At 71.3% G+C, this 25,072-nt stretch carries 24 protein-coding genes; 12 read left to right on the top strand and 12 right to left on the bottom strand.

All coding sequences use genetic code 11. The features are described 5' to 3' along the window. The first annotated feature begins 49 nt into the window (after positions 1-49). Positions 50-1,057, top strand: coding sequence for a LacI family DNA-binding transcriptional regulator (locus Afe05nite_RS15760; protein ID WP_203817852.1), 1,008 nt, complete (start codon positions 50-52; stop codon positions 1,055-1,057). Positions 1,058-1,063: 6 nt separating this feature from the next. Here the strand turns inward: Afe05nite_RS15760 and Afe05nite_RS15755 are convergent, their stop codons facing one another. Continuing rightward, a complete protein-coding gene (locus tag Afe05nite_RS15755) occupies positions 1,064-2,635 on the bottom strand; it encodes a serine/threonine-protein kinase (protein WP_203817851.1) in 1,572 nt (523 codons plus the stop codon). An 84-nt stretch (positions 2,636-2,719) separates the two neighbouring features. Beyond that, entirely contained in the window at positions 2,720-3,424 is a 705-nt protein-coding gene (locus Afe05nite_RS15750; RefSeq protein WP_239117843.1) for a laminin G domain-containing protein, read from the bottom strand. 190 nt (positions 3,425-3,614) lie between these two features. Here Afe05nite_RS15750 and Afe05nite_RS44550 point away from each other — a divergent pair, with 190 nt between their 5' ends. From Afe05nite_RS44550 to Afe05nite_RS15740, 3 genes are all read left to right on the top strand, one after another. Continuing rightward, positions 3,615-3,749, top strand: coding sequence for a hypothetical protein (locus tag Afe05nite_RS44550; RefSeq protein WP_275407475.1), 135 nt, complete (start codon positions 3,615-3,617; stop codon positions 3,747-3,749). Further along, positions 3,746-4,150 carry an ATP-binding protein gene (locus Afe05nite_RS15745; RefSeq protein WP_203817849.1) on the top strand — a complete coding sequence of 135 codons (405 nt, stop codon included), beginning with the start codon at positions 3,746-3,748 and terminating at the stop codon, positions 4,148-4,150. Before Afe05nite_RS44550 ends, Afe05nite_RS15745 begins: the two co-directional genes overlap by 4 nt. Before the next feature lie 268 nt (positions 4,151-4,418). Continuing rightward, on the top strand, positions 4,419-5,171 hold the full coding sequence (locus Afe05nite_RS15740) for a hypothetical protein (protein ID WP_239117842.1): 753 nt from the start codon (positions 4,419-4,421) through the stop codon (positions 5,169-5,171). Between the two features lie 108 nt (positions 5,172-5,279). Here Afe05nite_RS15740 and Afe05nite_RS15735 read toward each other — a convergent pair whose 3' ends face one another. Then, a complete protein-coding gene (locus Afe05nite_RS15735) occupies positions 5,280-5,933 on the bottom strand; it encodes an aspartate/glutamate racemase family protein (RefSeq protein ID WP_203817848.1) in 654 nt (217 codons plus the stop codon). Positions 5,934-5,942: 9 nt separating this feature from the next. Then, on the bottom strand, positions 5,943-7,889 hold the full coding sequence (locus tag Afe05nite_RS15730; RefSeq protein ID WP_203817847.1) for a hybrid sensor histidine kinase/response regulator: 1,947 nt from the start codon (positions 7,887-7,889) through the stop codon (positions 5,943-5,945). 61 nt (positions 7,890-7,950) lie between these two features. On the opposite strand from Afe05nite_RS15730, the gene Afe05nite_RS15725 reads away from it, so the two are divergent. The 4 genes from Afe05nite_RS15725 to Afe05nite_RS15710 all read left to right on the top strand — a co-directional run bounded on the left by Afe05nite_RS15725 (position 7,951) and on the right by Afe05nite_RS15710 (position 11,124). Then, positions 7,951-8,751 (top strand): SAM-dependent methyltransferase, encoded by an 801-nt coding sequence (locus Afe05nite_RS15725; protein WP_203817846.1) that lies wholly within the window; start codon positions 7,951-7,953, stop codon positions 8,749-8,751. A gap of 46 nt (positions 8,752-8,797) precedes the next feature. After that, complete coding sequence (locus Afe05nite_RS15720; RefSeq protein WP_203817845.1) at positions 8,798-9,277, top strand: response regulator; 480 nt, start codon at positions 8,798-8,800, stop codon at positions 9,275-9,277. Beyond that, positions 9,246-9,863, top strand: coding sequence for a pyridoxamine 5'-phosphate oxidase family protein (locus Afe05nite_RS15715; RefSeq protein WP_203817844.1), 618 nt, complete (start codon positions 9,246-9,248; stop codon positions 9,861-9,863). The genes Afe05nite_RS15720 and Afe05nite_RS15715 overlap by 32 nt, the downstream gene beginning before the upstream one ends. A gap of 73 nt (positions 9,864-9,936) precedes the next feature. Continuing rightward, positions 9,937-11,124, top strand: a complete 1,188-nt coding sequence (locus Afe05nite_RS15710; protein WP_203817843.1) for a response regulator — start codon at positions 9,937-9,939, stop codon at positions 11,122-11,124. A 105-nt stretch (positions 11,125-11,229) separates the two neighbouring features. Here Afe05nite_RS15710 and Afe05nite_RS15705 read toward each other — a convergent pair whose 3' ends face one another. Beyond that, positions 11,230-11,610 (bottom strand): Hpt domain-containing protein, encoded by a 381-nt coding sequence (locus Afe05nite_RS15705; RefSeq protein ID WP_203817842.1) that lies wholly within the window; start codon positions 11,608-11,610, stop codon positions 11,230-11,232. 513 nt (positions 11,611-12,123) lie between these two features. On the opposite strand from Afe05nite_RS15705, the gene Afe05nite_RS15700 reads away from it, so the two are divergent. The 4 genes from Afe05nite_RS15700 to Afe05nite_RS15685 are packed head-to-tail and all read left to right on the top strand — an operon-like array spanning position 12,124 to position 18,120. Continuing rightward, positions 12,124-14,406: a putative bifunctional diguanylate cyclase/phosphodiesterase gene (locus Afe05nite_RS15700; protein WP_203817841.1), complete on the top strand. Its 2,283-nt coding sequence runs from the start codon at positions 12,124-12,126 to the stop codon at positions 14,404-14,406. A gap of 47 nt (positions 14,407-14,453) precedes the next feature. After that, positions 14,454-16,733, top strand: coding sequence for a putative bifunctional diguanylate cyclase/phosphodiesterase (locus Afe05nite_RS44545; RefSeq protein ID WP_275407474.1), 2,280 nt, complete (start codon positions 14,454-14,456; stop codon positions 16,731-16,733). A gap of 9 nt (positions 16,734-16,742) precedes the next feature. Then, a complete protein-coding gene (locus Afe05nite_RS15690) occupies positions 16,743-17,273 on the top strand; it encodes a hypothetical protein (RefSeq protein ID WP_203817840.1) in 531 nt (176 codons plus the stop codon). A 52-nt stretch (positions 17,274-17,325) separates the two neighbouring features. Then, positions 17,326-18,120 (top strand): hypothetical protein, encoded by a 795-nt coding sequence (locus tag Afe05nite_RS15685; RefSeq protein ID WP_203817839.1) that lies wholly within the window; start codon positions 17,326-17,328, stop codon positions 18,118-18,120. Here the strand turns inward: Afe05nite_RS15685 and Afe05nite_RS15680 are convergent, their stop codons facing one another. From Afe05nite_RS15680 to Afe05nite_RS15650, 7 genes are all read right to left on the bottom strand, one after another. Then, positions 18,121-19,230 (bottom strand): ABC transporter substrate-binding protein, encoded by a 1,110-nt coding sequence (locus Afe05nite_RS15680; protein ID WP_239117840.1) that lies wholly within the window; start codon positions 19,228-19,230, stop codon positions 18,121-18,123. A gap of 61 nt (positions 19,231-19,291) precedes the next feature. Continuing rightward, positions 19,292-20,044 (bottom strand): ABC transporter permease, encoded by a 753-nt coding sequence (locus Afe05nite_RS15675; RefSeq protein WP_203817837.1) that lies wholly within the window; start codon positions 20,042-20,044, stop codon positions 19,292-19,294. Next, positions 20,041-20,820: an ABC transporter ATP-binding protein gene (locus tag Afe05nite_RS15670; RefSeq protein ID WP_203817836.1), complete on the bottom strand. Its 780-nt coding sequence runs from the start codon at positions 20,818-20,820 to the stop codon at positions 20,041-20,043. Before Afe05nite_RS15670 ends, Afe05nite_RS15675 begins: the two co-directional genes overlap by 4 nt. Next, entirely contained in the window at positions 20,817-21,659 is an 843-nt protein-coding gene (locus Afe05nite_RS15665) for an ABC transporter permease (RefSeq protein WP_203817835.1), read from the bottom strand. The genes Afe05nite_RS15670 and Afe05nite_RS15665 overlap by 4 nt, the downstream gene beginning before the upstream one ends. Positions 21,660-21,667: 8 nt before the next feature. After that, on the bottom strand, positions 21,668-22,663 hold the full coding sequence (locus tag Afe05nite_RS15660) for a TIGR03842 family LLM class F420-dependent oxidoreductase (protein ID WP_203817834.1): 996 nt from the start codon (positions 22,661-22,663) through the stop codon (positions 21,668-21,670). A 3-nt stretch (positions 22,664-22,666) separates the two neighbouring features. Next, positions 22,667-24,067: a dihydropyrimidinase gene (gene hydA / locus Afe05nite_RS15655; RefSeq protein WP_203817833.1), complete on the bottom strand. Its 1,401-nt coding sequence runs from the start codon at positions 24,065-24,067 to the stop codon at positions 22,667-22,669. Further along, the gene (locus tag Afe05nite_RS15650) at positions 24,064-24,903 is read right to left on the bottom strand and encodes a nitrilase-related carbon-nitrogen hydrolase (protein ID WP_203817832.1); all 840 of its coding nucleotides are present in this window, start codon (positions 24,901-24,903) and stop codon (positions 24,064-24,066) included. The genes hydA and Afe05nite_RS15650 overlap by 4 nt, the downstream gene beginning before the upstream one ends. Positions 24,904-25,072 lie beyond the last annotated feature (169 nt).

Below are 25,072 nucleotides of genomic sequence, written 5' to 3'. Positions count from 1 at the left end.
GTACTTTGTGTCGGGCGCGGCCGGAAGCCGCGCAAAGGAGGTACGACGGATGACGGACCGGAACAGGGGCGCCGGACGGCCGACCCTGGAAGAGGTTGCGGTGCGAGCCGGCGTCGGCCGCGGCACGGTGTCCCGCGTCGTCAACGGCTCCGCGCAGGTCAGCCCGCGCGCCAAGGCGGCCGTCGAGGACGCCATCGCCGAGTTGGGTTACGTGCCCAACCGGGCCGCCCGCACCCTGGTCACGCAGCGCACCGACTCGATCGCCCTGGTGATCTTCGAGTCCGGTGAGCGGTTCTTCGCCGAGCCGTTCTTCGGCCGCATCGTCCAGTCCATCTCGTCGGTCCTGGTCGCCCGCAACCTGCAGATGGTGCTGATGATCGCGCAGGCGCCCGAGGAGCGACGCCGGCTCGAGGGCTACCTGACCCGCCAGCACGTCGACGGCGCGCTGCTGCTGTCCCTGCACGGCGACGACCCGCTGCCGTCCCTGCTCGAGGACCGTGCCGTCGCCACCGTGCGCGTCGGCCGCCCGATGTACGCCGACCGCGGCACCTACGTCGACGCCGACAACCGGGCCGGCGCCCGCGAGGCCGTCACCTACCTGCGTCAGCAGGGCCGCCGCCGGATCGCGGCGATCACCGGCCCGCTCGACATGGCCGCCGGTCTCGCCCGCCTCGACGGCTACCGCGACGTCGTCGGCGACGGTCCGGTCGCGTTCGGCGACTTCAGCCAGGAGAGCGGCGAGGCCGCCATGCTGCGCCTGCTCGAGCAGTACCCGGACGTCGACGCGGTGTTCGCGGCCTCCGACACGATGGCGGTCGGCGCGTTGCGGGTGCTGCGGCACTACGGCCGGCGCGTCCCGCAGGACGTGGCCCTGATCGGCTTCGACGACTCCGCCGTCGCCCTGCACACCGAGCCGCCGCTGACCAGCGTCGACCAGCCCATCGCCGAGATGGGCCGGGAGATGGTGCGGCTGCTGCTGGCCAAACTCGACGGCGACGACACCGGCAACAGCGAGGTGGTCCTCCCGACCCGGCTGGTCATCCGGGGCTCCGCCTGACGCCTGTCACGCCGTGGCGCGGTCCACGTCGGCCAGGCGGGCGCGCAGGATCGACGCCCGGGCCGAGGTGATGCTGGTCGCGCCCTCGCCGGCGCGGTCGGCGATCTTCGTGCGGAGCTCGGCGATCCGGACGTCGAGCTCGGCGCCACGGGCCCGTTCCACGTTGTGGACCAGGTTGAGCAAATCAGTGGCCACGTCGCCACGGATCTGGCCGGTCGAGGCACCGTCCTCGACCGACGTGCGCAGCCGGTTGACCGCGTCGTCGAACGTCAGCTTCGGGGCGGGCCGCGAGGTGGTGGTCGGCGCCGGGGACGGCGGGGCCGTGGTCGCGGTGGTGGCCGTGGCGGCGGCGCTCGGCTGGGCCGAGGAGTAGTAGAGCGTGGCCGGGTGGGTCCCGGGGGCCGGCGGGGTCGCGTCGGTGCGCTCCTTCGGCCGGTCGACCAGCAGATAGGCGCCGATCGCGGTGAGCAGCACCGCCAGCACGCCGAGGACCAGCCCGATGCGGCGCTTCGGCGGCTCCGGGGCCGACGGTTCGATCTCGGTCAACGGCAGGGTGGCGGGCGCCGCCCGGCTGGCGGTGTAGTCCGGCTGCGGGCGCTCCGACCAGACCTGGGCGACGCGGGGGTGCAGACCCGACTTGGCCGCGGGTCCCGCACCGGCCGGCACCGGTTCCCGGGCGGGCCGGACCTCGGGCGGCCGGACCTCGGGCGGCCGGGCCTTGTCGGCCGGCGGAGCCGGCACGGCCGGCTGGACCCTGTCGTCGGCCGGCTGGTCGGCCAGCCATAGGGCGGTGAGCGTGAAGCGCACCTCGTCGGGGCTGGGCCGGTCGGCCGGGGCCTCGGCCAGGCAGTGCTCCACCACCGAGCGGAAATCGGCGGGCAGCGACCGGGGCAGGGTGGTCGGGCCCTTCTCGCGGGCCACGTCCAGCTCCTCCCACGTCTCCACCGGGTAGGGCGGATCGCCGGTGACCATCTCGAACAGCAGGATGCCCAGGCCGTACACATCGGTGGCGGGCTCGGCGGGGGCGCCGTCCAGGCGCTCGGGCGCCACATAGGCGGGCGTGCCGAACGTCGCGCCGGTGTCGTCGTCGTCGGGCTCGCCGGCGTTGGTGCTGATGCCGAAGTCGAGGATCTTTACGCCGGTCGGGGTGAGCATGACGTTGCCCGGCTTGACGTCACGGTGCACCACGCCGCCCGAGTGCGCGGCGGCGAGCGCGTCGGCCACCGCGGCGCCCACCCGGGCCGCCTCCTGCCAGGAGAACGTCTCGCGTTCGAGGTGGGCCGCGATGGACTCGCCGGCCAGCAGCTCCATCACCACGAACGGCGCCACCGACCCGTCGGCCCGCACCGCCTCGCGGTAGTCGTGCACCGCGGCGATGTTCGGGTGCGACAGCTTGGCCGCCATCCGGGCCTCGCGCCAGGCGACGTGCGGGCCGGTCGCCAGTTTGATCGCGACCGGGCGGGCGAGCAGCTCGTCGGTGGCCCGCCAGACCTGGGCCATGCCGCCGGTCTCGAGGAGGGTGACGAGGCGGTAGCGCGTGGCAAGGAGGGTTCCCGCGCTGGGCCAGTCATCGCTCATCGTCGAACATTCGCTCGAATTCTCCCCGAGTGTCAACTCCGGGGGGAAAGCCTTTGCCCGAACTGTCGTAGCGTGTTGCCGGGACTACCAGGCGTAGGCGGGGGTGTGCACGGTGACCCAGTCGAGCTCACCGGCGAAGTAGTCGCATCCCACCTCGATCTGGTCGCATGTGGTCTTCCCGCCGATCGACAGCGGCCACGCGTTGGAGATCGTGCCGGTCGGGCCGGACTTGCTCGCCACCACGACGCCGTCGACCGCCACCGAGGCCCCCGACCGGTAGCGCAGGCAGCTGATCGTGTGCCAGGCCCGGTCGTTGATCGGCCGCGGTGCGGTGACCATCAGCTGGCCCGCCGAGCCGCGGAACCAGCACTGCACCTTCCCGCCGGGGAGCTGCATCTTGAAGCTGCCGCCCGCGACGGTGGCCTGTCCCTTCTGGACGACGTTGCCGAACGGGGCGGCGGTGCGCAGGCGGACCGAGAACGCGTAGTCGCGGTCACCCGGGTCGAGATCCGGATAGTCGGGGACGACCACGAGGTGCTGCGGGTGCGCGGGCGGGGTGTCGGGTTCGAGGCGGGCGAAGCCGTACGTCCCGCCGCTCGGCACCACCTCGCTGCCGACCGTGCCGTCCAGGCCGTTGCCGCTGCCGTCGCGCATGACCCGGCTGCCGGGCCCCTCGCCCATCGTCCAGCTCGCCACGGTGTGCCAGTCGACCGCCCGGGCCGGCGTGGACGTGGCGGTGACGGCCACCATCGAAGCGGTGAGTGCGGCGATCCAGTATCGGCTTCTCATGGTGAGCCCCCGTTGTTCACGATGGTACATAACGATACTAAAGCCATATAAGTTGCCATACAGTGCGAAGCAATTGAACAGTTACATTCCCGCTTGGATAGGTGCTCGCCCACGGGCGGTAAGCGTTGGAACCGGGCGCGGCGGGTGGCATGATGACCTTCGGCCGGTCAGCGGGGAGGGGCAGCAGCGGATGGCGAACTTCGCGGCGACCACCTCCGACCGGTCCGGGCATGTGCGGGTCGTCCTGACCGGCGACTGCGACCGCACCGGGGTGGCCGGCCTGCTCGGCCGCACCGGACCCGACCTGGGCGGCGAGCACACGTGACGACATCCGCCGACCCGCCGGCCGCGGCCACCCGAGCGGCCGAGAGGTCCTACACCGCGCCGGGCGACCTGTCCGCGATCCGTGAGTTCGTGCGTACCGAGGCCGAGGCGCTGGGCCTGCCCCGGCTGCGCGCCGACCTGCTGACCGTGGCGGTGAGCGAACTGGCCACCAACACGCTGCAGCACACCGACGGCGGCGGCCGGGTGCGCATCCGCGCCGACCCGGGCCGGGTCCGGTGCGAGGTGATCGACACCGGCTCGCCGCAGTCCTTCGGCCGGGACATGCCGGCCGCCGACCAGCCGCGCGGCCGGGGCCTCGCGATCGTCGAGCGGATCTGCGACGAGGTGGCCGTGTCCGCCCACCCCGACGGCACCGCGATCACCCTGACCATGCTGCTCTGACGAGGTCACGGCGTCGTCTGACACCATCTCCGGGCAGAGGCGAACGGTCGCGCCGCCGTTCCGACCGTCCGGCCACGACAGACGGTTGATGGTGGCTCAGCCGTTCGGTAACCCCGATTTCACGATCTGAACAGTATCGCGAAGTGCCAGCTCAGGTTGATAGCATCCCGGCCGAATCAAGCCAGTGCCCGTGCGAGTGGCCTCGGTGATCGGCTCGTACGTACGGAGGTCTTCCTTGTCCGACAACCGCATGAAGGATCGAGTAAAAGTGCTTCTTAATGGGACGAGCGCGGAAGGTCAGACCTCGGAGCAGGCGGTTGTCGCGCCCCCGCAGGCCCACCCCAACCAGGCCCTGCAGGTGCTGACCCTGGCGCAGCGCACCGCCGAGGAGCACGTGGCCCGTGCTCACCACCAGGCCGACAAGATCCGCACCGACGCGCTGGCCGCCGCCGAGCAGATCAACCGCGACGCGCAGGCCCACGCGCACAACGTGCGCCGCGAGGCCGAGAAGATTCTCACCGACGCCCGGGCCGCCGCCGAGCAGATCGCCCGCGACTCGCACGCCCGCACCGAGGAGGCCCGCCGCAGCGCCGAGAAGATCGTCGTCGACGCCCGCTCGGCCGCCGAGCAGATCGGCGAGGACGCCCAGGCCAACGCCGACCACCTCAACCTGCAGGCGCGCCAGCGCTTCGACGACGTCGTGGGCAGCCTCGGCAACAAGCGTGAGGCACTGCAGCAGCAGATCGAGGCCCTGGAGAACTTCGACCGCGAATACCGTCAGCGCCTGACCACGTTCATGCAGGGCCAGCTGCGCGCCCTCTGGGTGGACCAGCCGCACGTCACGGCCGAGCTGCCGGAGCCGCCCGCCTCCGTGACCGGGCCGGCTCCCGCCCCGGCCGAGGCACCGGCGGCGGCCGCGCCCCGGCACGGCAGCGAGGACGTCGACGACACGGTTCCGGCCCAGCGCCAGTCGGCCGAGGGGCAGACCGCCGAGGAGTCGGAAGAGCTCAGCGAGCGCTGAGCCGCACACGCACGGTTGGCCGGTCCGGGTCGGGCCGGCCATCTTCCGGTCCGGACCACCGTGCCGGGGCCGAACCGCCGGCGCGGCCGGACCGGCCCGGGAGCTGTCTCAGGCCGGGGAGGCGTCGGCGATGGCCTGCCGGACCGCGGCCCGGGGGCTCGACAGGACCGGGATCGGCAGGTCGGTGAGCAGGGCGGCGGCGGGGGCCAGGCTGGCCTGGGCCAGCACGATCACCTCCACCTCCGGGGCGATCCGGCGGGCGGCGGTGGCGGCCTTCTCGGCGTACGCAAGCAGGTCGCCCTGAAGGAAGAGGGACCACGCGCCCGGCACGGGTGCCTCGACGAGCGTGACCCGCCGCCCGGCCCGCTCGGCCGTCTCGCGCAGCAGCTCGCCGGTCGGCCCGAAGGTCGAGTCGGACGTGGCGACGACCCCGATGCGCTCGCCCGCCGCGACCGCCGCCGCCGCCATCGGCCGGTCGAGGCGCAGCACCGGGACGCCGGTGTCACCCGTGCGCGTCTCGGCGTAGCCCCCGAGGGTGGAACAGGTGCACACGATCAGGTCGGCGCCCCGGTCGGCCAGCTCGTGCAGCCGGGCGTCGACCCGCCCCGCCAGTTCCGGGGTGAGCCCGTCGCGCTGGGCGTCGGCGAGCAGTGCGGGATCGACCACGTGCACGTCGGCCCACCCGGGGGCGAGCTCGGCGCGCAGCTCGTGGAAGACCGGCACGTGAACGTCGGCGGTGTGCAGGAAACCGATCGTGGTCACCGGCTGATGTTAGGACCGGTCCAGACAGTGCCGCACCGCGGCCAGCAACTGGGTCTTCGAGAACGGCTTCTCCACGAGCGTGACGTCCGGGTCGAGAGTGCCCTGCGAGGCCAGCGCGGGCCGGGCGTAACCGGACATGAACAGCACACCGGCGTCCGGGCGCCGGGCGAGGAACCGCTCGGCCAGGTCCTTGCCCAGCATGTGCGGCATCACCACGTCGGTGAGCAGCACGTCGATGTGGCCGGGATAGTCGGTGGCCAGGGCCAGCGCGGCCGGGCCGTCCGCGGCGATCAGGGCCTCGTGCCCGGCCCCGGCCAGGATGCGGCGCAGCACGTCGCGCAGGGCCGCCTCGTCCTCGACCGCCAGCACGGTGCCGCGCCGGAAATCGGTGGGATCGGCCTCGACCGGCTCCACCACCTCGACCGGCTCGGCGTCGGTGGTCGGCAGCAGGACGATGAACGTGGTGCCGGCGCCCGGTTCGGAGTAGATGCTCAGGTCACCGCCGGCCGCGGTGATGATGCCGAAGACGGTGGCCAGCCCGAGGCCGGTGCCCTTGCCCGCCGGTTTGGTGGTGTAGAACGGCTCGAACGCCCGCTCGATCACCTCGGCCGGCATACCGGTGCCGGTGTCGCTGAACCGCAGCCGTACGTAGTGACCGGTGCGCAGGGCCGGCCGGGCGGCGGCGTAGTCGCGGTCGACGACGAGCTCGCTGGTCTCGATCGTGATCGTCCCGCCTCGCGGCATCGCGTCGCGGGCGTTCACCGCCAGGTTGACCAGCACCTGGTCGAGCTGCCCGGGGTCGGCGGTGACCGACGGCAGGTCCGGTGCCAGGTGTACGTCGAGGGTGATGTGCTCGCCGATGGAACGGCGCAGGATCTGCTCGATGTCGGTGACGATCTCGTTGAGGCTCAGCGGCCGGGGCCGCACCACCTCGCGGCGGGCGAACGCGAGCAGCTGGTGGGTCAGGTCGGCGCCGCGCTGGGCGGCCTTGGTGATCTGGCCGGCGTCCCCGGCGATCTCGGCCAGGCCGTGGTCGGCGGCGGCCTCGGCGATGAACGTCGCGTAGTTGCTGATCACCGCGATCAGGTTGTTGAAGTCGTGGGCCACCCCGCCGGCGAGCTGGCCCAGGCCCTCCAGGCGTTGCGCCCGCTGCAACTGCGCCTCGGTCTGGGCCCGTTCGGCCTCGGTGCGGGCCCGGTCGGCCTCGGCCTGCAACGCCCGGAACCGTTCGGTCGCGCGTACCCGCTCGGTGATGTCCCGGATGACCGCGCAGCGGATCCGGCCGTCGTCGGTGGGCAGAATGCTCACCGACACCTCGACCGGCACCGTCGTGCCGTCGGCCCGCCGGGCGTGCGAGCCGGGGTCGTGCGCCTCCTCGATCGCCGGGGCGATCTCCCGGGGCAGCGGCGGCACCAGCAGCTTGTCGATCTCCCGGCCGATCAGGCCGTGCCGGGTCAGCCCGAACAGCGTGTCGGCCTGGGAGTTGGCGAGCACCACGCGGCCGTCGTCGCCGACCCCGACGAACGCGTCCGGCGCGGCCTCCAGCAGAGCCTGGAAGCTGGATTCGAGACGTTCGCGGTGGCTCACCGAGCGGGCGATCACCGTGTAGCCGATGAGGTCGTCGCCGTCGAACAGCGGCGACATGGTGAGGGTGACCTGCAGCCAGTGGCCGTCGCGGTGCCGGCGGCGGCTGCGGAACCGTTCGAGCCGCGCGCCCGACTCCATCAGCAGGAGCATCTCCCGCTGGTCGGCCTGCCGGTCGGGCGGCACCAGCAGGTCGACGCTGCGGCCCACGATCTCCTCGGCGCGGTAGCCGAACAGCGTCTCGGCGGCCGGGTTCCAGAACAGGACGGTGAAGTCGCGGCCGACCGCGAAGATCGCGTCGTGGGCGGTACGCACCATCGCCCGGAGGAGTTCACCCTGCCCCGGCCCGGAATAATCGTGCGTTTCCCCCATTACCGGACCCACATTAACGATCCGGCCCGGTCGGCGGACGCACTTTCCTACCCTCACAAGAATGGGTGAGGAAGTCCTGACCGAGGTCGACCCGCAGCGGCCCAGCGGCGCCCGGGTGTACGACTACTACCTCGGCGGGCGACACAACTTCGCGGCCGACCGGCAGGCGGCCGAGGTGGCGCTGGCCGCCATGCCGGATCTGCCGGCGGTACTGCGCTCCGGCCGCTCCTTCCTGCGCCGGGCCGTCCTGGCGGCCGGCTGCGACCAGTACCTCGACCTCGGGTCGGGCATCCCGGCCCCCGGCAGCATCCGCGACCTGCGACCGGACGCGAAGATCTTCTCCGTCGACCTCGACGCCGTCGCGGTCGTGCACACCCGCCGGGTGGCGGGCGGGAACCCCGACTCCGGTGTGCTGCAGGCCGACCTCACCGACGCCGCCACGGTCCTCGACGCCGCCGCCGGCCTGCTCGACCTCGACCGGCCGGTCTGCCTGCTCGCGGTGGCGGTCGCGCATTTCCTGCCGGACACCGAACGCCTCGGCCGGGCCCTCGAACGTTACCGGGAGGCGCTGGCCCCCGGCAGCCGGCTGGTGCTCTCGCACGCCTGCGCGGACGACTACCCGCCGCACGCCCGGCAGGTGCTGCGCCTCTACAACAACACCACGTCGCCGATGATGCTGCGCGAACGCGACGAGGTGCTGGCGCTCTTCGGCGACTGGCCGCTGCTGCCGCCGGGCCTCGTGGCGGCCTGCGAGTGGCGGCCCGAGCCGGGCGACGAGAACGATGAGATGGTCCGCCGCTCGCTGCTCGCGGGCGTGGCGGTCAAGCCGGCCGGTGTGCGTCTCGTCGACGGCGATCAGTAACGCGGAAACCGCACATCGTCGCCGCCGTGCGGCGCATGCTTGTCAGATGGCCGTAGTACTCGTTGCCGAGGACGACCAGGACATCGCGGTCATCCTCGCCCGGCTTCTCACCAGGGCCGGGCACACGGTGCGACACCAGCCCGACGGTCTCGCCGCGTTCGAGCAGGCCCTCGCCGACCCGACCGACGTGCTGCTCACCGACCTGGGGATGCCCCGGATGGACGGGCTCGAGCTGACCCGGGCCGTCCGGCGGCATCCCGACCTGCGCGATCTGCCGATCGTCATGCTCAGCGGCCACCTGAACCCCGGGGACCGGCAGCCGATCGAGGCCGGCTGCTGCGCGGTGCTGCTCAAGCCCTGCCCCAACGACCGGCTGCGGGACACCGTCCGGATGCTCGCCGACCTCGGCCCCCATTCGCACGATGGGGTGCCGGGGTGCGAGGCCCTAGGCTTTGCGGGTGCTCTCCCCGACACCCCGCACCCGGCACCGCCGTATGAAAGACAACGGCCGGTCGTCCGCCGCTGACCTGCGAGCCGTGCTCGGCGCCGGGCTGGTCGCCCACCTCGGCGTGATCGTCGACGGCCACCCGATGGTCGTGCCGACCGTCTACGGCTTCGACGACGAGCGGATCTTCCTGCACGGCTCGGTCGCCAGCCGCAGCCTCACCGGCACCGGCGAGGTGTGCGTGACGGTCACGGTGCTCGACGGGCTGATCCTGGCGCGGTCGGTGTTCGAGCACGGGATCAACTACCGCAGCGCGATGATCTACGGCGTCCCGGCGAGGATCCACGACCCCGACGATCTCCTGTACGGCCTGCGGCTGCTCACCGAGCATGTGGCACCCGGGCAGTGGGACTACACGCGCCGCCCGTCGCCGAAGGAGCTGGCCGCGACCACGCTGCTGGCCGTCCCGCTCACCGAGGCGTCGGTGAAGATCAGTGACGGCCCGCCCGACGACGGGGCCGGCCCGGACGCCGCCCTCGGCCGGTGGGCCGGCCGACTGCCCGTCGTCGCCACCTGGGGCACCCCGGAAGCCGACCCGCTCCTGCCGCCCGGTATCGAGGCGCCGCCGCACATCGCCGGCCGCACCGGCCACCCGATCACCGGCTAAACGCTCACGAACCGGCACCGGTGTCCGAATATCCGGACGTAGGGGTGTGCCGGCTACGGGTGGAGTTCAGACGATGGTGAACGCGCAGGATCGGACGACCGTTCTGCTGGTCGACGACGAGAACGACATCCTCGAGGCGCTCGCGCTTCAGCTGCGTCGCGACCACAAGGTGCTGACCGCCCACAACGGCGACGACGCCCTGCGCGTGCTGTCCGAGCAGGGCCCGGTCGCCGCCGTCATCAGCGACCTGCGGATGCCCGGCATGGACGGCGTCGAACTGCTGCGCCGCGTGCAGCTCGAGTACCCGGACACCACCCGCGTGCTGCACACCGCCCAGGACGACCTGAGCGCCGCGATCGCCGCGATCAACGACGGCGGCGTCTACCGCTACCTCGCCAAGCCGGTGAAGACCGACGACCTGCGCGCCACCGTGCACGACGCGGTCGAGCTCTACGGCCGCTCCACCACCGAACGCCACCTGCTCGACACCACCCTCAAGGCCAGCATCTCGGCCGTCTTCGGCTGCCTGGAACTGGCCAGCCCGGTTGCCTTCGCCCGAGCCGGTCGCATCCGCACCCGGGTCGCCGAGCTGTGCTCGATGATGCAGCTGGAGGCGCTCTGGGAGATCGAGGTCGCGGCCATGGCCTCCCAGCTGGGCGCGGTCACCATCCCGCCGAGCGTGCTCGCCAAACTCGACAAGGGGCTGCCCTGCACCGAGGAGGAGCAGCACATGATCGACGCCATCCCGGGCGTCGCGGTCGAGCTGCTCAAAGACATCCCGATGATGGCGGACGTCCTCGAGATCGTCCGCGGCCTCGGCAAGGACCAGGTCAACTCACCCCGCAAGCCGCAGTCGCCGCTGATCGAGGCGGCCATCGACGTCATCCGCACGGCGATGGACTTCGAGACCCTCGAAAGCCGTGGCATGGAGGTGGAGAGCGCCATCGCGGTCCTGGAGTGCCGCGACAACAGCGCGCTGCGCGTGCTCTCCGCCCTGCGCGAGGTGAACGGCCTCGACAAGGTCGCCGAACGACAGGTGCGCGGCCTGAAAGTGGCCGAACTCGAGGTCGGCATGCGCGTCGCCGAGGACATCGCCGCCACCAACGGCCTCGTCCTGATCGGCCGCGGCATGATCGTCACGTCCCTGCTGCTGGACCGCCTCGACAACTACGCCCGCATGATCGAGATCATCGAGCCGGTCCTGGCCATCCCCGGCGCCCTCAACCCCCTGGAAGTGGCCGACTCCGACCTCAACGCCTAGCCGGTCTTTCCGGGCCGCCCGCTTTGCTGGGCCGCCTCCCGGGCCGCGTGGCCGGGCCGCGTTGCCGGGCCGGTTTTCGGGCGCCGGGCGGCCTCGACTCCGCGGTCAGCCCGCGTCCAGCTCCGCGGCGATCTGCTCCAGCAGCCCCAGCACCATGGCCTGTTCGCAGGCGATCCGGCCGAGCGTGAGATCGGCGTCCGGCACGATCCCGTCCCGCGCCGACTCCTCCACCTCGTGGAAGACCGCGGCGAGCTGCCCCGCCCCGATGTTCGCCGCCGACCCTTTCAGCGAGTGCGCGTGATCGCGGAGCGCCCCATGGTCCCCGCCCCGCAGCAACTCGCCGAGCCGCTCCACACCCCCCGGCACCTTTCCGACGAACGACCGGAGCAGCCGCGCCATCAGCGCCCGCTCCCCGTCCCCGGGCTCCGCCCCGCCGATATCAGCCAGCCGAGCCCGGATCTCCTCTTCCCGGGTGCGCACATCCATGGCCACCATCCTCCGTCCCCCCGAGCCCGCCCGCGGCGCTTCGCCCGAACGACCGTCCAAACACCCCAAACGCTAATAATACGTGCGAACCACACTCCCGTGGTACCCGGCGACCCAGCGCTCCCGCACGGCCGTAGCGCCCCTCTCGCGCACGGTGCGCCACCACCCCCGCACCGTTCCCGGCCGTCCTCCGGCTCGCGGCTTTCTCCCCGGACGTTCGGTCGGCCCCCATAGCCGAGGCCCCTTCGTCACGGAAGCAGGGGTGTCCCCTCCGCTCAGGAGAACCTTTTTTCGGCGAAGTTGTGGTCTCGGGGAGTTCTCGGGACGGGGAATCGTCCCGTTCGTCCCAGCAGGCGGGTGATTTGTCGGCTTTGACGGCGGTGGGTCCCTGTTCCAGGGGAGTGGGGCTCTCGGCGGGACTGCGGGTGGTGGGCCGGGAGGCGAGGCCTGGGTGAGAGACGGCGGCGGGGAGTTAGTCCTACAGTGCGGGCGGGGGTGGCCGATCAAGCGCGCATGACCGTCCGCAGGCCTTCGCCCCGACCGTACGTGCTGGTCACGACTGGCATCGCCGGACTGTCCATGCTGTGGTACCTGGTGTACACGCTGTTCGGCGTCGGACCGGCGGTGCTGGCCTACCTCGGCGCGCCGCTGGCGTCGGTGGCCGGGGCGGTGGCTGTGCTCGCCCTGCTGCGCTGGGTGCCGCTGGCGCCGGCGGCGGTGACGTTCTGGCGGCTGATTCTGCTGCTCGAGGTCACCGTCGCGGCGGGGCGCGGGATTCAGGCCGTGCTGGCATCGGTGGCCTATCCGGAGCGGCCGCACACGCCGGCGTTCGTCTCCGGGTTCAGTTTCGTGGGGCTGCTCGCGGCGATCGCCGCCATCGTGCTGGTGCCGCTGGGCACGGTGGCGCGGGCGGAACGGCGCAAGCGGCTGCTCGACCGGGCCATCGCGTTCTTCGGGTGTGCCACGTTGCTGTGGTTCGCCTCGCTCGGGCCGCTGTTGAACGCGGACGAGCCGTGGTCGCTGCGGACCAAACTGATTCTGGGACTGGCGCTGCTGATGAGCGCGCTGGGGATCAGCCGGGTGGCGTACGTGCCGGGCGGCCCGGTCGACCGGGGTGCGGTGCGGCTGGTCGCTTCCAGTGGGCTCGCCACCGCGGCGTACGCGATGCTGGCCGCGCACGCCGGCCATCACGCGGCCGTGACCGGGCAGGCGGTGATCCTGCCGCTGGGACCGGTTCTGATCGCCCTGGCGGTGTCGCGGCAGTGGCGTTATCAGGGGGCCGAGCAGAAGCGTGAGGCGTGGCTGCCCTACCTGGCTGTGGTGGCGGTCGACATCCCGCTGGTGGTGACCGTGTTCGGGCCGATGGGCTGGGCCGGCCGGGTGGTCGTGCTGCTGGCCGTGCTCGTCACGCTGCTGGCCTCGTTGCGGCACCTGATCGCGTACCGGGAGAACCAGCGCCTGCTCGCCGCTCAGCTGGTCGCCCAGGAGCAGCTGCGCTGGGACGCCACCCACGACGCGCTCACCGGCCTGGCCAACCGGGGCCTGTTCCATGACCGGCTCGGGCTGGCTCTGGAGGGCGGCCCGGCCACCGTGGTGCTGGTCGACCTGGACGACTTCAAGACGGTGAACGATTCGCTCGGTCACGAGATCGGCGACGACCTGCTGCGGGCGGTGGCCGACGGGCTGGCCGAGGCGGTCGGCCGGGACGGCCTGGTGGCCCGGCGGGCCGGCGACGAGTTCGCGGTGCTGATCGACGACGGGTCGGTGCTGGCCGAGGACGTGGTGTCGCGGATCGGGGCGGTGCTCGGCGGCTCCCTGAGCGAGCACCGCCTGCTCATCCACGCCAGTGCGGGCATCGCCACCGGGGCGGCGGGCACCCAGGTCGATCATCTGATGCGGGACGCCGACACCGCCCTGTTCGCCGCCAAGCAGCGTGGCAAGGCCAACTGGGTGCGGTTCACGGCGGGCATGGAACGACCGGTGGTGGCCGACGCCCAGCTCGGTGCCGAGCTGCGCCGCGGTCTGGAGCTGGGCGAGTTCCGGGTGGTCTACCAGCCACTTGTCGACCTGAACCGGCGCCAGGTGATCGGGGTCGAGGCGCTGGTGCGCTGGCACCACCCGACCCGTGGCGTGATCAGCCCGGCCGACTTCATCCCGGTCGCCGAGCGCACCGGCCTGATCGTGCCGCTGGGCCGGTTCGTGCTGCGCGAGACGTGCCGGCAGGCGGCCGTGTGGCTGGCCGAGTTCGGTCCGTCGGTGCTGCAGAAGGCCGGCCCCAACGTGTCGGTGCGCCAGCTGCACGACCCGGATTTCGTCGACGACGTGCGCGCCGCCCTGGCCGACAGCGGCCTGCCCGGCGAGCTGCTGGTGCTGGAGCTGACCGAGTCGGCGGTACTGCGGGGCCAGCAGGTCTCGCGCACCCTGCACGAGCTGCACGACATGGGCGTACGGCTGGCGCTCGATGATTTCGGCACGGGTGAGTCGTCGCTGAGCCTGTTGCGGGCGTTCCCGGCGTCGATCGTGAAGTTGGACAAGTCGTTCGTCGACGGCATCGAGCACCACGAGGAGGGCACTCCCGAGGCCAATGCCCGCCAGGCCGTCGCCCGCGCGGTGATCCAGCTGGCCGGTGCGCTCGACCTCGACACGGTGGCCGAGGGCATCGAGAACGAGGAGCAGGCGGCCCGGCTGCAGCGGCTCGGCTACAGCCTGGGGCAGGGTTTCCACCTGGCCGAGCCGATGTCGCCGGACGAGGTGGCCGCGCTGATGGCCGGCCAGCGCGAACTTGACGCAGCGTAGCCTTCAAATTTCCTACAGTAGTGGCCCGGTTCGCCGAACCTTCTCAGGTGACCCGCGCTCCCAAGCTCCATCTGGCGATGACCGGCGGGATCCTCGTGCTGTGGACCGTCTGGTACCTCGCCTGGCTCGCCGGTGGGCCGGGTCCGGCCGTTCTGAGCTACCTGGCGATGCCGCTCGGCGCCGCGGTCTCGGCGCACAGCATCTACGCCCTGATGCGGTCGGTCCGCCTCGACCGGGTCGCCCGCCGGTTCTGGCGTGGCCTGCTGATCGCGCTGTCCCTCGTCGCGACCGGCTACGCCCTGCTGGCGGTGGAGGCCTTCCGGCAGCAGCCGGTGCTGCCGGACATGCCGATCGTGGCCGCCGCGCTCGTCGGTTCGGCGTTCCTGATCGCCATGTGGGCGGTGGGCCGGGTCCCGGTCGGCATCGCCGGCCGCAACCAGCGCTGGAAGCAGTGGCTGGACCGGGGCATCGCGTTCTTCGGCTGCAGCACGGTGCTCTTCCACTTCGCCCTGGTCCCGATGGTGGGGGCGCAGGCCAACTGGAGCACCCAGATGCTGGTGCTGCTCGGCCTGTCGTTCGTCCTCGCGGTCGGCGGCATCACCAAGGTCTCCTACCTGGGCCGCGGCCCGATCGACCGGGTCGCGATGCGGCTGGTCGGCTCGGGCGGCCTGGTCGGTGCCGGCATCGCGGTGCTCTCGGTGATGGGCGGCGCCGCCAGTGTCATCCCGGCCCAGGCGGTGGTGATGCCGGTCGCCCCGCTGCTGGTCACCCTGGCCGTACGCCGCCAGTGGACCTCGACCGGGGCCTGGCCGCGCCGCGCCAACACCTGGCTGCCCTACCTGGCCATCGCCGCCGTCGACATCCCGCTGCTGAGCCTGCTGTTCCAGCGTGAGCTGGGCTGGAACGGTGATCTGGTGATCATCATGGCGGTGCTGGTCAACGGCCTGGTCGCGGTGCGCCAGCTGGTCGCGATGCGGGAGAACCAGCGGCTGCTGCGCGAGAAGCGCGCCTCCGAGGAGCGGCTGCGCCACGAGGTCACCCACGACGGGCTCACCGGCCTGGCCAACCGCGGCCTCTACCGGGAACGGCTCGGCGCCGCCCTCGACCGCGGTCCGGCCACCGTGCTGCTCGTCGACCTCGACGACTTCAAGACCGTCAACGACTCCCTCGGTCACGACATCGGCGACCACCTGCTCATCGCGGTGGCCGAGGCGCTGCGTACCGCTGTCGGCCCGGACGGCCTTCCGGTGCGCCTGGGCGGCGACGAGTTCGCCGTGTTGATCGAGGGCGACGAGGTGATCGGGGAGGCGGTCGCCGAGCGGATCCTGGACGCCCTCAGCGGCCCGGTCAGTGCCCATCACCTGCTCGCGCATGCCAGCATCGGCATCGCGACGGCCAACGCCGGCACCCCGCTCGACCATGTGCTGCGCGACGCCGACGTGGCCATGTACACGGCCAAGCAGCGCGGCAAGGCCAACTACGTCCGCTACGTCGGCGGGATGGAACAGCCCGTCCTCGCGCACGCCAAGCTGGGCGGCGAGCTGCGCCGGGCGCTGGACGCCGACGAGTTCAAGGTCTGGTACCAGCCGATCATGGACCTGGAACGCGGCCTGATCATCGGCGTCGAGTCGCTGGTGCGCTGGCAGCACCCGACCCGCGGCCTGGTGTCGCCGGCCGAGTTCATCCCGGCCGCCGAGGGCACCGGCCTGATCGTGCCGCTCGGCCGGTTCGTCCTGCGCGAGACCTGCCGGCAGGCGATGGCGTGGCTGGCCGAGTTCGGTCCGGACGCGCTGCAGAAGATGGGTCCCAACGTGTCGGTCCGGCAGTTGCACGACCCGGACTTCCTCGGCGACGTGCGGACCGCGCTGGCCGACAGCGGCCTGCCGCCCGACCGGATCGTCTTCGAGCTGACCGAGTCGGCGGTGCTGCGCGGCCCGCAGGTGCTGCAGACCCTGCACCGGCTGCACGACATGGGCGTACGGCTGGCGCTGGACGACTTCGGCACCGGCGAGTCGTCGCTGAGCCTGTTGCGCGCGTTCCCGGCGTCGATCCTCAAGCTCGACAAGTCGTTCGTCGACGGCATCGAGCTCGACGAGGAGGGCACGCCGGAGGCGAACGCACGACAGGCGGTGGCGCGGGCGGTCATCCAGATGGCCGGTGCGCTCGGCCTCGACACGGTGGCCGAGGGCATCGAGAACCAGGGCCAGGCGGACCGGTTGCGCGGCCTCGGCTACACCCTCGGCCAGGGCTTCCATCTGGCCCGGCCGATGCCGGCCGAGGACCTCACCCGCCTCCTCGCGGCCCAGCGGGAGAAGGTCGCCGCATAGGGTACGGCGGTGGACGAGGCGCGATCGTTGCAGCAGTGGCTGGCCGGCCTGCACTTCACCGACCTGACCGAGGCCCAGGCGACCGCCCGGATCGTCGACGCGGTCACCGCCTGGGGTGAATCGCAGGGCTGGCGGATCTACCGGCGGGCGCCCAGCGTGTTCCCGCTGCCCCCGCCGCTGAAGGGCAACTCGGTGCTCGACGTGGCCTGCGCCCGTCCCGGCGGCCAGCCGATCGCCGTCGAGGTCGACCGGCTCGACCGGCAGCGCACCGTCGACAAGCTGCTCGCCGAGGCCGCCGCCGGCCGGCTCGCGGTCTGGGTGCGCTGGGGCACCGGCCCGTTCCGCCCGCCGCCCCTGCCGCTGCACCTGGTCACCCGGGAGGCGGCGCGCGCCCGGGGCCGCTGGCACACCGTCACCGACCGGCCCGCACCGCGGCACACCCCGGCCGGGGTGGTGGCCGAGGTTTCCGAGCTGCCGATGGGCGACGTGACTCAGGTCAACCGCAACCAACCTAAAACCGGGGATCGGCCGGACGATTAGGTAGCCGCAAGCAGAACCAGTGGTGGGAGGAGCGGCGACAGTGTTTCCGGGAATGGCGATAGCCGCTCAGTCGGTCCAGCCGCGCGGTCACTCCGCGCAGTGGTGGGCGCAGTTCCCGGCTGTCTCGGAGAAATTCGACGCCGCCTCGATCACCGAGGCGCTCGCCGATGTGATCATCCCGAAGATCCCGTCGCCGCTGCTGCGCCGGGAGGCGGAGATCGCGGCCGAGGTCGTCGTGCTGCAACTCAACCGGCCGCAGAGCGAGGAGCTCGCCGGCCGGGCCATGAAGGCGGTCCACCGCCTGGTGGCGACGGTCGAGCGACTGACCGAGCGGGCCACCGGCGAGGAGACCGGCACCGAGGCGGCGTACGCGCTGTGCCACGCCCTGTCCGGCCGGTGGGGCGAGGCGGCGGCCGAGGTGGAGCCGCTGGTCGGCACCAAGGCGCTGCTGATGGCGTTCGTGAAGGCGCTGCGCCTGGAACGGTTCGACAACACGCTCACGGTGCGGCTGCTGCGAGCCGGGCAGAGCCCGCAGATCGCGGTGCAGGCGGGCTTGGTCGTCGGCCGGTACGCCTGGTGGCCGGACTGGCTGATCAAGGTCGTCACCGAGCGGGCGCTGGCCGGCCGGCTCGACGAGGAGACCATCACGGCCCTCGACCAGTGCGCGTACGCGGAGCTCAGCCCGGCTCAGGCGAAGATGGCGCGCCGCCTGCTCAACGGCGACGCGACGGTGGTCGACGGGGCCGCCCTCCGGCTGGAGACGCTCGGCGAGCCGGTGGCGGCGGCGAAGCTGCGCGAGGGCGACCTGACAGCTGTCGCCCTCGCCGCTCGGCTCATCCCGCTCTGATCAGGCGCCGCCCTCCTGCAGCGTCACCGTGGCCGGGGCGAACGAGGTGCCGTTGACGTCGACCCCGGCCGACTTGGCCGCCGTGATCGCCTGGTTGATGTAGTCGTTGGTGTAGGCGAGACCCTCCGGGGTCTTCTTCAGCACCGTGTCGCCGGTCTGGTTCTTGGTGGTCATCGAGATGTCGACGGTCTGCTTCCAGGCCGCCTCGTCGACCACCCCGATGCCGCCGGTGGCCGGCCAGATCAGCTTGTTGACCTCGTTCATCTGCCACAGCTGGTGGCTCTTGCCGAGCTTGGAGCCCTTGGCGACGACCAGGTCACGGCACTTCTCGGCGTTGTCGCGGCAGAACGCCCAGCCCTTGATGGTGGCGGTCAGGAACTTCACGGTCTGCTGCTGGTAGGCCGGGTCGCTGAGCTTCTCGGTGTTCGCCCACACCGCGTCCTGCAGCATGGCCGAGCCCTCCTTCTTCCAGTCGATGATCGAGAAGTCGTCGGCCGTGTAGAGCTTGCCGGTCTTCGGGTTCTTGGCCTCCAGCAGCTGGGCGTACTCGTTGTAGCTCATCGCCTGGGCGGCGTCGATCTCGCGCTTGAGCAGGGCCTGCATGTCGAACTGCTGCTGAGTGAGAGTGACGTCCTTGCCCGGGTCGAGACCGGCCTTGGTCATGCCGGCGAACAGCTCGAACTCGTTGCCGAAGCCCCAGTTGCCGACCTTCTTGCCCTTGAGCTGGGCGGCCGAGGTGATCCCGGAGTCCTTCCAGGCGACCTGGTAGGTGCCGGAGCGGCCGAAGATCTGCCCGACGTCGGTGATGCCGGCGCCCTGCTCGCGGGAGGCCAGAGCCTTCGGCACCCAGGCGATCGCGTAGTCGGCCTTGCCCTGGGCGAGCGCGGTTTGCGGGACGATGTCGGTGCCGCCCTCGAGCAGCTGCACGTCGAGGCCCTGCTCCTGGTAGAAGCCCTGGTCGACGGCGGCGATGTAGCCGGCGAACTGGGCCTGGTAGAACCACTGGAGCTGCAGCTTGATCGGGGTCAGCGCACCGCTCGCGCCGGGCGTGGCGGTCTTCGGCGAGTCGGCCGTGCCGCAGCCGGTGAGCACCAGGGCCGAAGCAGCCACAATAGCGGTAAATATCCGGAATCTACGCATTAAGCGATCTCCTTGTTCGGCAGGGGGACATTCAGGCGATCAGCCGGGTACGCCACGGCATGGCGAGCCGCTCGAGGAGCAGCGTGGTCAAGTAGAAGACGAGTCCGAGCAGGCACGCGCCGACCACGTAGGCCCAGGCCCGGGGGTAGGCGGTGAACGCCGCGGCGGAGGTGATCCGCGACCCGAGGCCGTCCTGCAGCCCGCCGAAGTACTCGGCGACGATCGCGGCGATCACGGCCAGCGACGACGCCTGCCGCAGGCCGGTGAAGACGTAGGGGAGCGCACCGGGCAGCCGTACCTTGCGGGCGAACGTCCAGCCGCTCGCCGCGTACGTGTGCATCAGCTCTCGATGGATGGGGTCGACCTCGCGAAGCCCACGCAGGGTGTTGAGGAAGACCGGGAAGAACACGATGATCGCGGCCACGACGCGGCGAGGGATACTGCTGGTGGCCTCGAACATGTTGTTGAGGATCGGCGCGAGCGCGATGATCGGCAGGGCGCTGAGCAGCGCGGCGAACGGGATGGACACCTCGGCGAGCGGCCGGAACCGGCTGGCCGCCATCGCGAACAGCACGCCCAGCAGTGCGCCGGCGACCAGCCCGAGCAGCGCGTTGGTGCCGCTGGCCAGGGCCGCCTCCCAGACGTTGCGCTTCTGCTCGACCAGCTCGGCCCAGATGGCGCTCGGGGCCGGCAGGATGAACGGGGCGATCCGGCCGAGGGTCACGGTGAGCTGCCAGGCGACGATCGCGACGACGCCGACCACGAGCGGCGGGAGTGCCTTCACGGCGCGCTCTCCGCCGGTACGCCGCGCAGCGCCTGCCGCACCGCGGTGACGTGCTCGAAGTACCGCTCCGACTGCCGCGCTGCCTCGTCGCGGGCGGGCAGGTCGATGTCGATCGCGGCGGTGATCCGGCCGGGCCGGGCCGACATCACCACCACCTTGGTGGACAGGAAGACCGCCTCACTTATCGAGTGGGTCACGAAGACGGTGCTGGTGCCGGTCTTGGCGCAGATGCCGAGCAGCTCGCCCTGCAGGCGTTCCCGGGTCATCTCGTCGAGCGCGCCGAACGGCTCGTCCATCAGCAGCAGCGGCGGCTGCACGGCCAGGGCGCGGGCGATGGCGACGCGCTGCTGCATGCCGCCGGAGAGCTGGGCCGGGTAGTGCCCGGCGAAGTCGGCCAGCCCGACCAGCGCGAGCATCTCCTCGGCCCGGGCCCGGCGCTCGGCCCGGCCGAGGCCGCGCAACTCCAGCGGCAGCTCGACGTTGCGCAGTACGGTCCGCCACTCGAACAGACCGGCCTGCTGGAACGCGATGCCGTAGTCCTGGTCGCGGCGGGCCTTGCCGGCGGTCTTGCCGGCCACCGTGATGGCGCCGGTGGTGGGCTCGATCAGGTCGGCGACCAGGCGCAGCAGCGTGCTCTTGCCGCACCCGGACGGCCCGATCAGCGAGACGAACTCGCCGTCGCCGACGGTCAGCTCGACATCGGACAGGGCGGTCACCTCGTCGGGCCGGCCCTTGTTGAAAACCTTCGTGACGTGCTCGACCACGACGGCGGTCATAGAGTCACCACCTCCACGTGGCGCCGGTGCCGCATCAGCGGCACCTCCAGCAGGCTGACGACCCCCGCGACGAACAGCCCGAGCAGGGCGGCGCCGAGCATCGCGGTGTATACCTTGGCGGGATCACTGGTGGCCTCCCGGGAGTACTCGATGACGAGGCGGCCGATGCCCCCGCGCGTGCCGGTGGAGATCTCGCCGACCACCGCGCCGACCACCGCCGCCGCGCCGGCCAGGCGCAGCGCCGGGAACAGGTAGGGCAGCGCGGCCGGGAAGCGCAGCTTCACGAGCGTGCGCCACCAGCCGGCGGCGTAACTGCGCATCAGCTCCACCCCGCTCGCCGACGGCGACTGGAGACCGCGCAGCATGCCCACGGCGACCGGGAAGAACGACAGATAGGAGGCGATCACCGCGACCGTCGCCCAGGCCGGCATGATGGTGCCGCCCCAGCCGGCCACCAGCGGCGCGAGCGCGACGAGGGGCACGGTCTGGGAGAGGATGACGTACGGCAGGAAGCCGCGCTCGACGAGCTGGAACCGCTGCATCAGCACCGCCAACAGCAGCCCGATCAGCGCCCCCGCCACGAAGCCGGCCGCGGTGATGCCGAACGTGAACACGCACGCGTGCAGGATCACGATCCACACCGGCCGGCCCCCGGTCAGCTCCGGTTTGCCGAGTCGTTCGAACACCGTCCACAGATGCGGCATCGACAGGTCGTCGGCGCGGGGCAGCACCCGCACCCCGAACACGACGGTGCCGTCGGGGCTGCCGACGAGTTTGTAGCCCTCCCACAGCGCCGCGAAGATCACGACGCCGAGGAGGACGAAGAACGTTCTTCGCACGATGCCGCTCAATTGACGGCCGGGATGATCTGCGAACCGTACGCCTCCAGCGTGGCCAGCTTGGCGTCGTGCTGCAGGTAGACCGCGAACTGGTCGACGCCGAGGGCGCGCAGCTCCTCGAGCCGTTCGAGGTGGTTCCGCACCGGGCCGAGGACGCAGAACCGGTCGACGATCTCGTCCGGCACGAACGTCGTGTGGCTGTTGCCGGCCCGCCCGTGCTCGGCGTAGTCGTAACCCTGTCGGGCCTTGATGTAGTCGGTCAGCGCCTGCGGCACCGCACCGCCCTCGCCGTAGCGGGCGACGATGTCGGCGACGTGGTTGCCGACCATCCCGCCGAACCAGCGGCACTGCTCCCGCTGGTGCTCGAGGTCGTCGCCGACGTAGGCCGGCGCGGCCACACAGAACTTGATCGACATCGGGTCCCGACCGGCCTTCTCGGCCGCCGAGCGGACCGCGCCGATCATCCAGGCGGCGATGTCCGGGTCGGCGAGCTGCAGGATGTAGCCGTCACCGACCTCCCCGGTCAGGGCCAGAGCCTTCGGACCGTATGCCGCGACCCACACCTCCAGCCGCGAGTCGGGCGCCCAGGCGAACTGGAGTTCCTTGCCGCGCAGGGTGACCTTCTCGCCGCTGCCCAGGCCCTTGATCACCTGGACCGCCTCGCGGAGCTGCCCGAGCGTCTGCGGCTGGGCGCCGAGCACCCGCAGCGCCGAGTCGCCGCGGCCGATGCCGCAGACCGTCCGGTTGCCGTACAACTCGTTGAGCGTGGCGAACGTCGACGCGATGACCGTCCAGTCCCGGGTGCCGGGGTTGGTGACCATCGGACCGACGATGACGCGTTCGGTCTCGTCGAGGATCTTGGAGTAGATGACGAACGGCTCCTGCCACAGCACGTGCGAGTCGAACGTCCACACATGGCTGAAGCCGGCCGCCTCGGCCTTCTTGGCCAGTTCGACCACGCCCCGGGCGGGCGGGTCGTTTTGAAGTACTACGCCGATGTCCATGCGCTACACCAGGTAATCGCTGAGCGAGCGACTGACGTACCGGCCTCGGCCCTTGCGGCCTCGGTATTCGCCGCCGCTGACGAGGACCTCACCGCGGGACAGGACGGTGTCGACCTTGCCGTCGATCTCCCAGCCCTCCCAGGCCGAGTAGTCCATGTTCATGTGGTGGGTCTCGACGCTGATCCGGGTGCGGCCGTTCGGGTCGTAGAGCACGATGTCGGCGTCCGAGCCGGGCGCGATGATGCCCTTCTTCGGGTACATGCCGAACATCCGGGCCGGCGTGGTCGCGATCGTCTCCACCCAGCGGGCGAGCGACAGCTTCTTGTCGACGACGCCTTGGTAGAGCAGGTCGACGCGGTGCTCGACGCTGCCGATCCCGTTCGGGATCTTGGAGAAGTCGCCGATCCCCATCTCCTTCTGGTCCTTCATGCAGAAGGGACAGTGGTCGGTCGAGACCACGGAGAGGTCGTTGGTGCGCAGGCCCTGCCACAGGTCGGCGCGGTGGCTCTCCTTGCCGGAGCGCAGCGGGGTGGAGCAGACCCACTTGGCGCCGTCGAAGCCGGGCGCGCCGAGCTGGTCCTCCAGGGTCAGGTAGAGGTATTGCGGGCAGGTCTCGGCGAACACGTTGCGGCCCAGGTCGCGGGCGTTGCGCACCTGTTCCAGGGCCTTGGAGGCGCTCAGGTGCACGATGTAGAGCGGGCAGTCGGCGGCCACACTGGCCAGCCAGATCGCCCGGCTCGTGGCCTCCGCCTCGAGCTCCTGCGGGCGGGTGATCCCGTGGTAGATCGGATCGGTCTCGCCGCGTTCGAGCGCCTGCTTGACGAGTACGTCGATGGCCGGCCCGTTCTCCGCGTGCATCATGATCATGGCGCCGTTCTCGCGCGCCTTCTGCATCGCCCGCAGGATCTGGCCGTCGTCCGAGTAGAAGACCCCCGGGTAGGCCATGAACAGCTTGAAGCTGCTGATCCCCTCAGTGGCCACGAGCTGGTCCATGGCCTTGAGCGACTCGTCGTCGACCCCGCCGACGATCATGTGGAAGCCGTAGTCGATGTGACACTCGCCGGCCGTCTTGGCGTGCCACGCCGCCAGGCCGTCCTGCACGACCTCGCCGTAGCGCTGGATGGCGAAGTCGATGATCGTCGTGGTGCCGCCGATCGCCGCCGCCCGGGTGCCGGTGTCGAAGGTGTCGCTGGCCTCGGTGCCGCCGAACGGCATCTGCATGTGGGTGTGCGCGTCGATGGCACCGGGGATCACGTACTTCCCGGTGGCGTCGATGACCTCGGGCCCCTCCGGCCCCCGGCCGGGGGCGAAGATCGCGGCGATGGTCTCGCCGTCGACGAGGACGTCACCGGCGTACGGCCCGGACGGCCCGACCACCGTCCCGCCCTTGATCAGGATGGTCATAGCTCGACCGTCCGGGTGTAGGCCTCCGGGCGGCGGTCCCGGTAGAACTGCCAGCGCTCGCGCACCGTCTTGATCAGGCCCAGGTCCAGGTCGCGGACGATCAGCTCGGGGTTGTGGGTGTCGCCGACCTCGCCGACGAACTTGCCCTCCGGGTCGACGAAGTAGCTCTGCCCGTAGAAGTCGTCGTCGCCGAGCTCCTCGATGCCGACCCGGTTGATGGCGCCGATGAAGTATTCGTTCGCCACCGCGCTGGCCGGCTGCTCCAGCTGCCAGAGGTAGCTCGACAGGCCCCGGCTCGTGGCGGACGGGTTGAACACGATCTGCGCGCCGCCCAGGCCCAGCTCACGCCAGCCCTCGGGGAAGTGCCGGTCGTAGCAGATGTAGACGCCGACCTTGCCGACCGCGGTGTCGAAGACCGGGAAGCCGAGGTTGCCCGGCCGGAAGTAGAACTTCTCCCAGAAGCCGTTGACCTGCGGGATGTGGTGCTTGCGGTACTTGCCGAGATATTTGCCGTCGGCGTCGACGACGGCGGCCGTGTTGTAGAGGACGCCCTCCTGCTCCTTCTCGTACATCGGCAGGACCATCACCAGGCCGAGCTCGGCCGCCAGCGCCTGGAAGCGCTCGGTGGTCGGGCCGGGGATGGACTCGGCGTAGTCGTAGTAGGCCGCGTCCTGCACCTGGCAGAAATAGGGGCCGTAGAAGAGCTCCTGGAAGCAGATCACCTTCGCCCCCTGGGCGGCGGCGTCACGGGCGTAATCCTCGTGCGCCTTGATCATCGATTCCTTGTCGCCCGTCCAGGTCGTCTGGACGAGAGCGGCGCGGACGATGTCCGTCATGACTGCCCTCCTTGATCATCAATACAGCTCACGGGCACGGTGGCGGCGCCTGTGATCGTCTGTCTACTCCCCGTTATACGGCCTTCGCTAGGTCTTGCTTGTCAGGTTCAGATGCCGTAGGACACTAACGACACACATGGAGCCGAACAATTGCCGCTTTGTTACGTCT

This window comes from Paractinoplanes ferrugineus (assembly GCF_016862195.1).
In the GTDB taxonomy this organism is placed as follows: domain Bacteria; phylum Actinomycetota; class Actinomycetes; order Mycobacteriales; family Micromonosporaceae; genus Actinoplanes; species Actinoplanes ferrugineus.
Note: the sequence above shows the minus strand (reverse complement) of the source record. Positions and strands in the feature narration are given on the sequence as shown.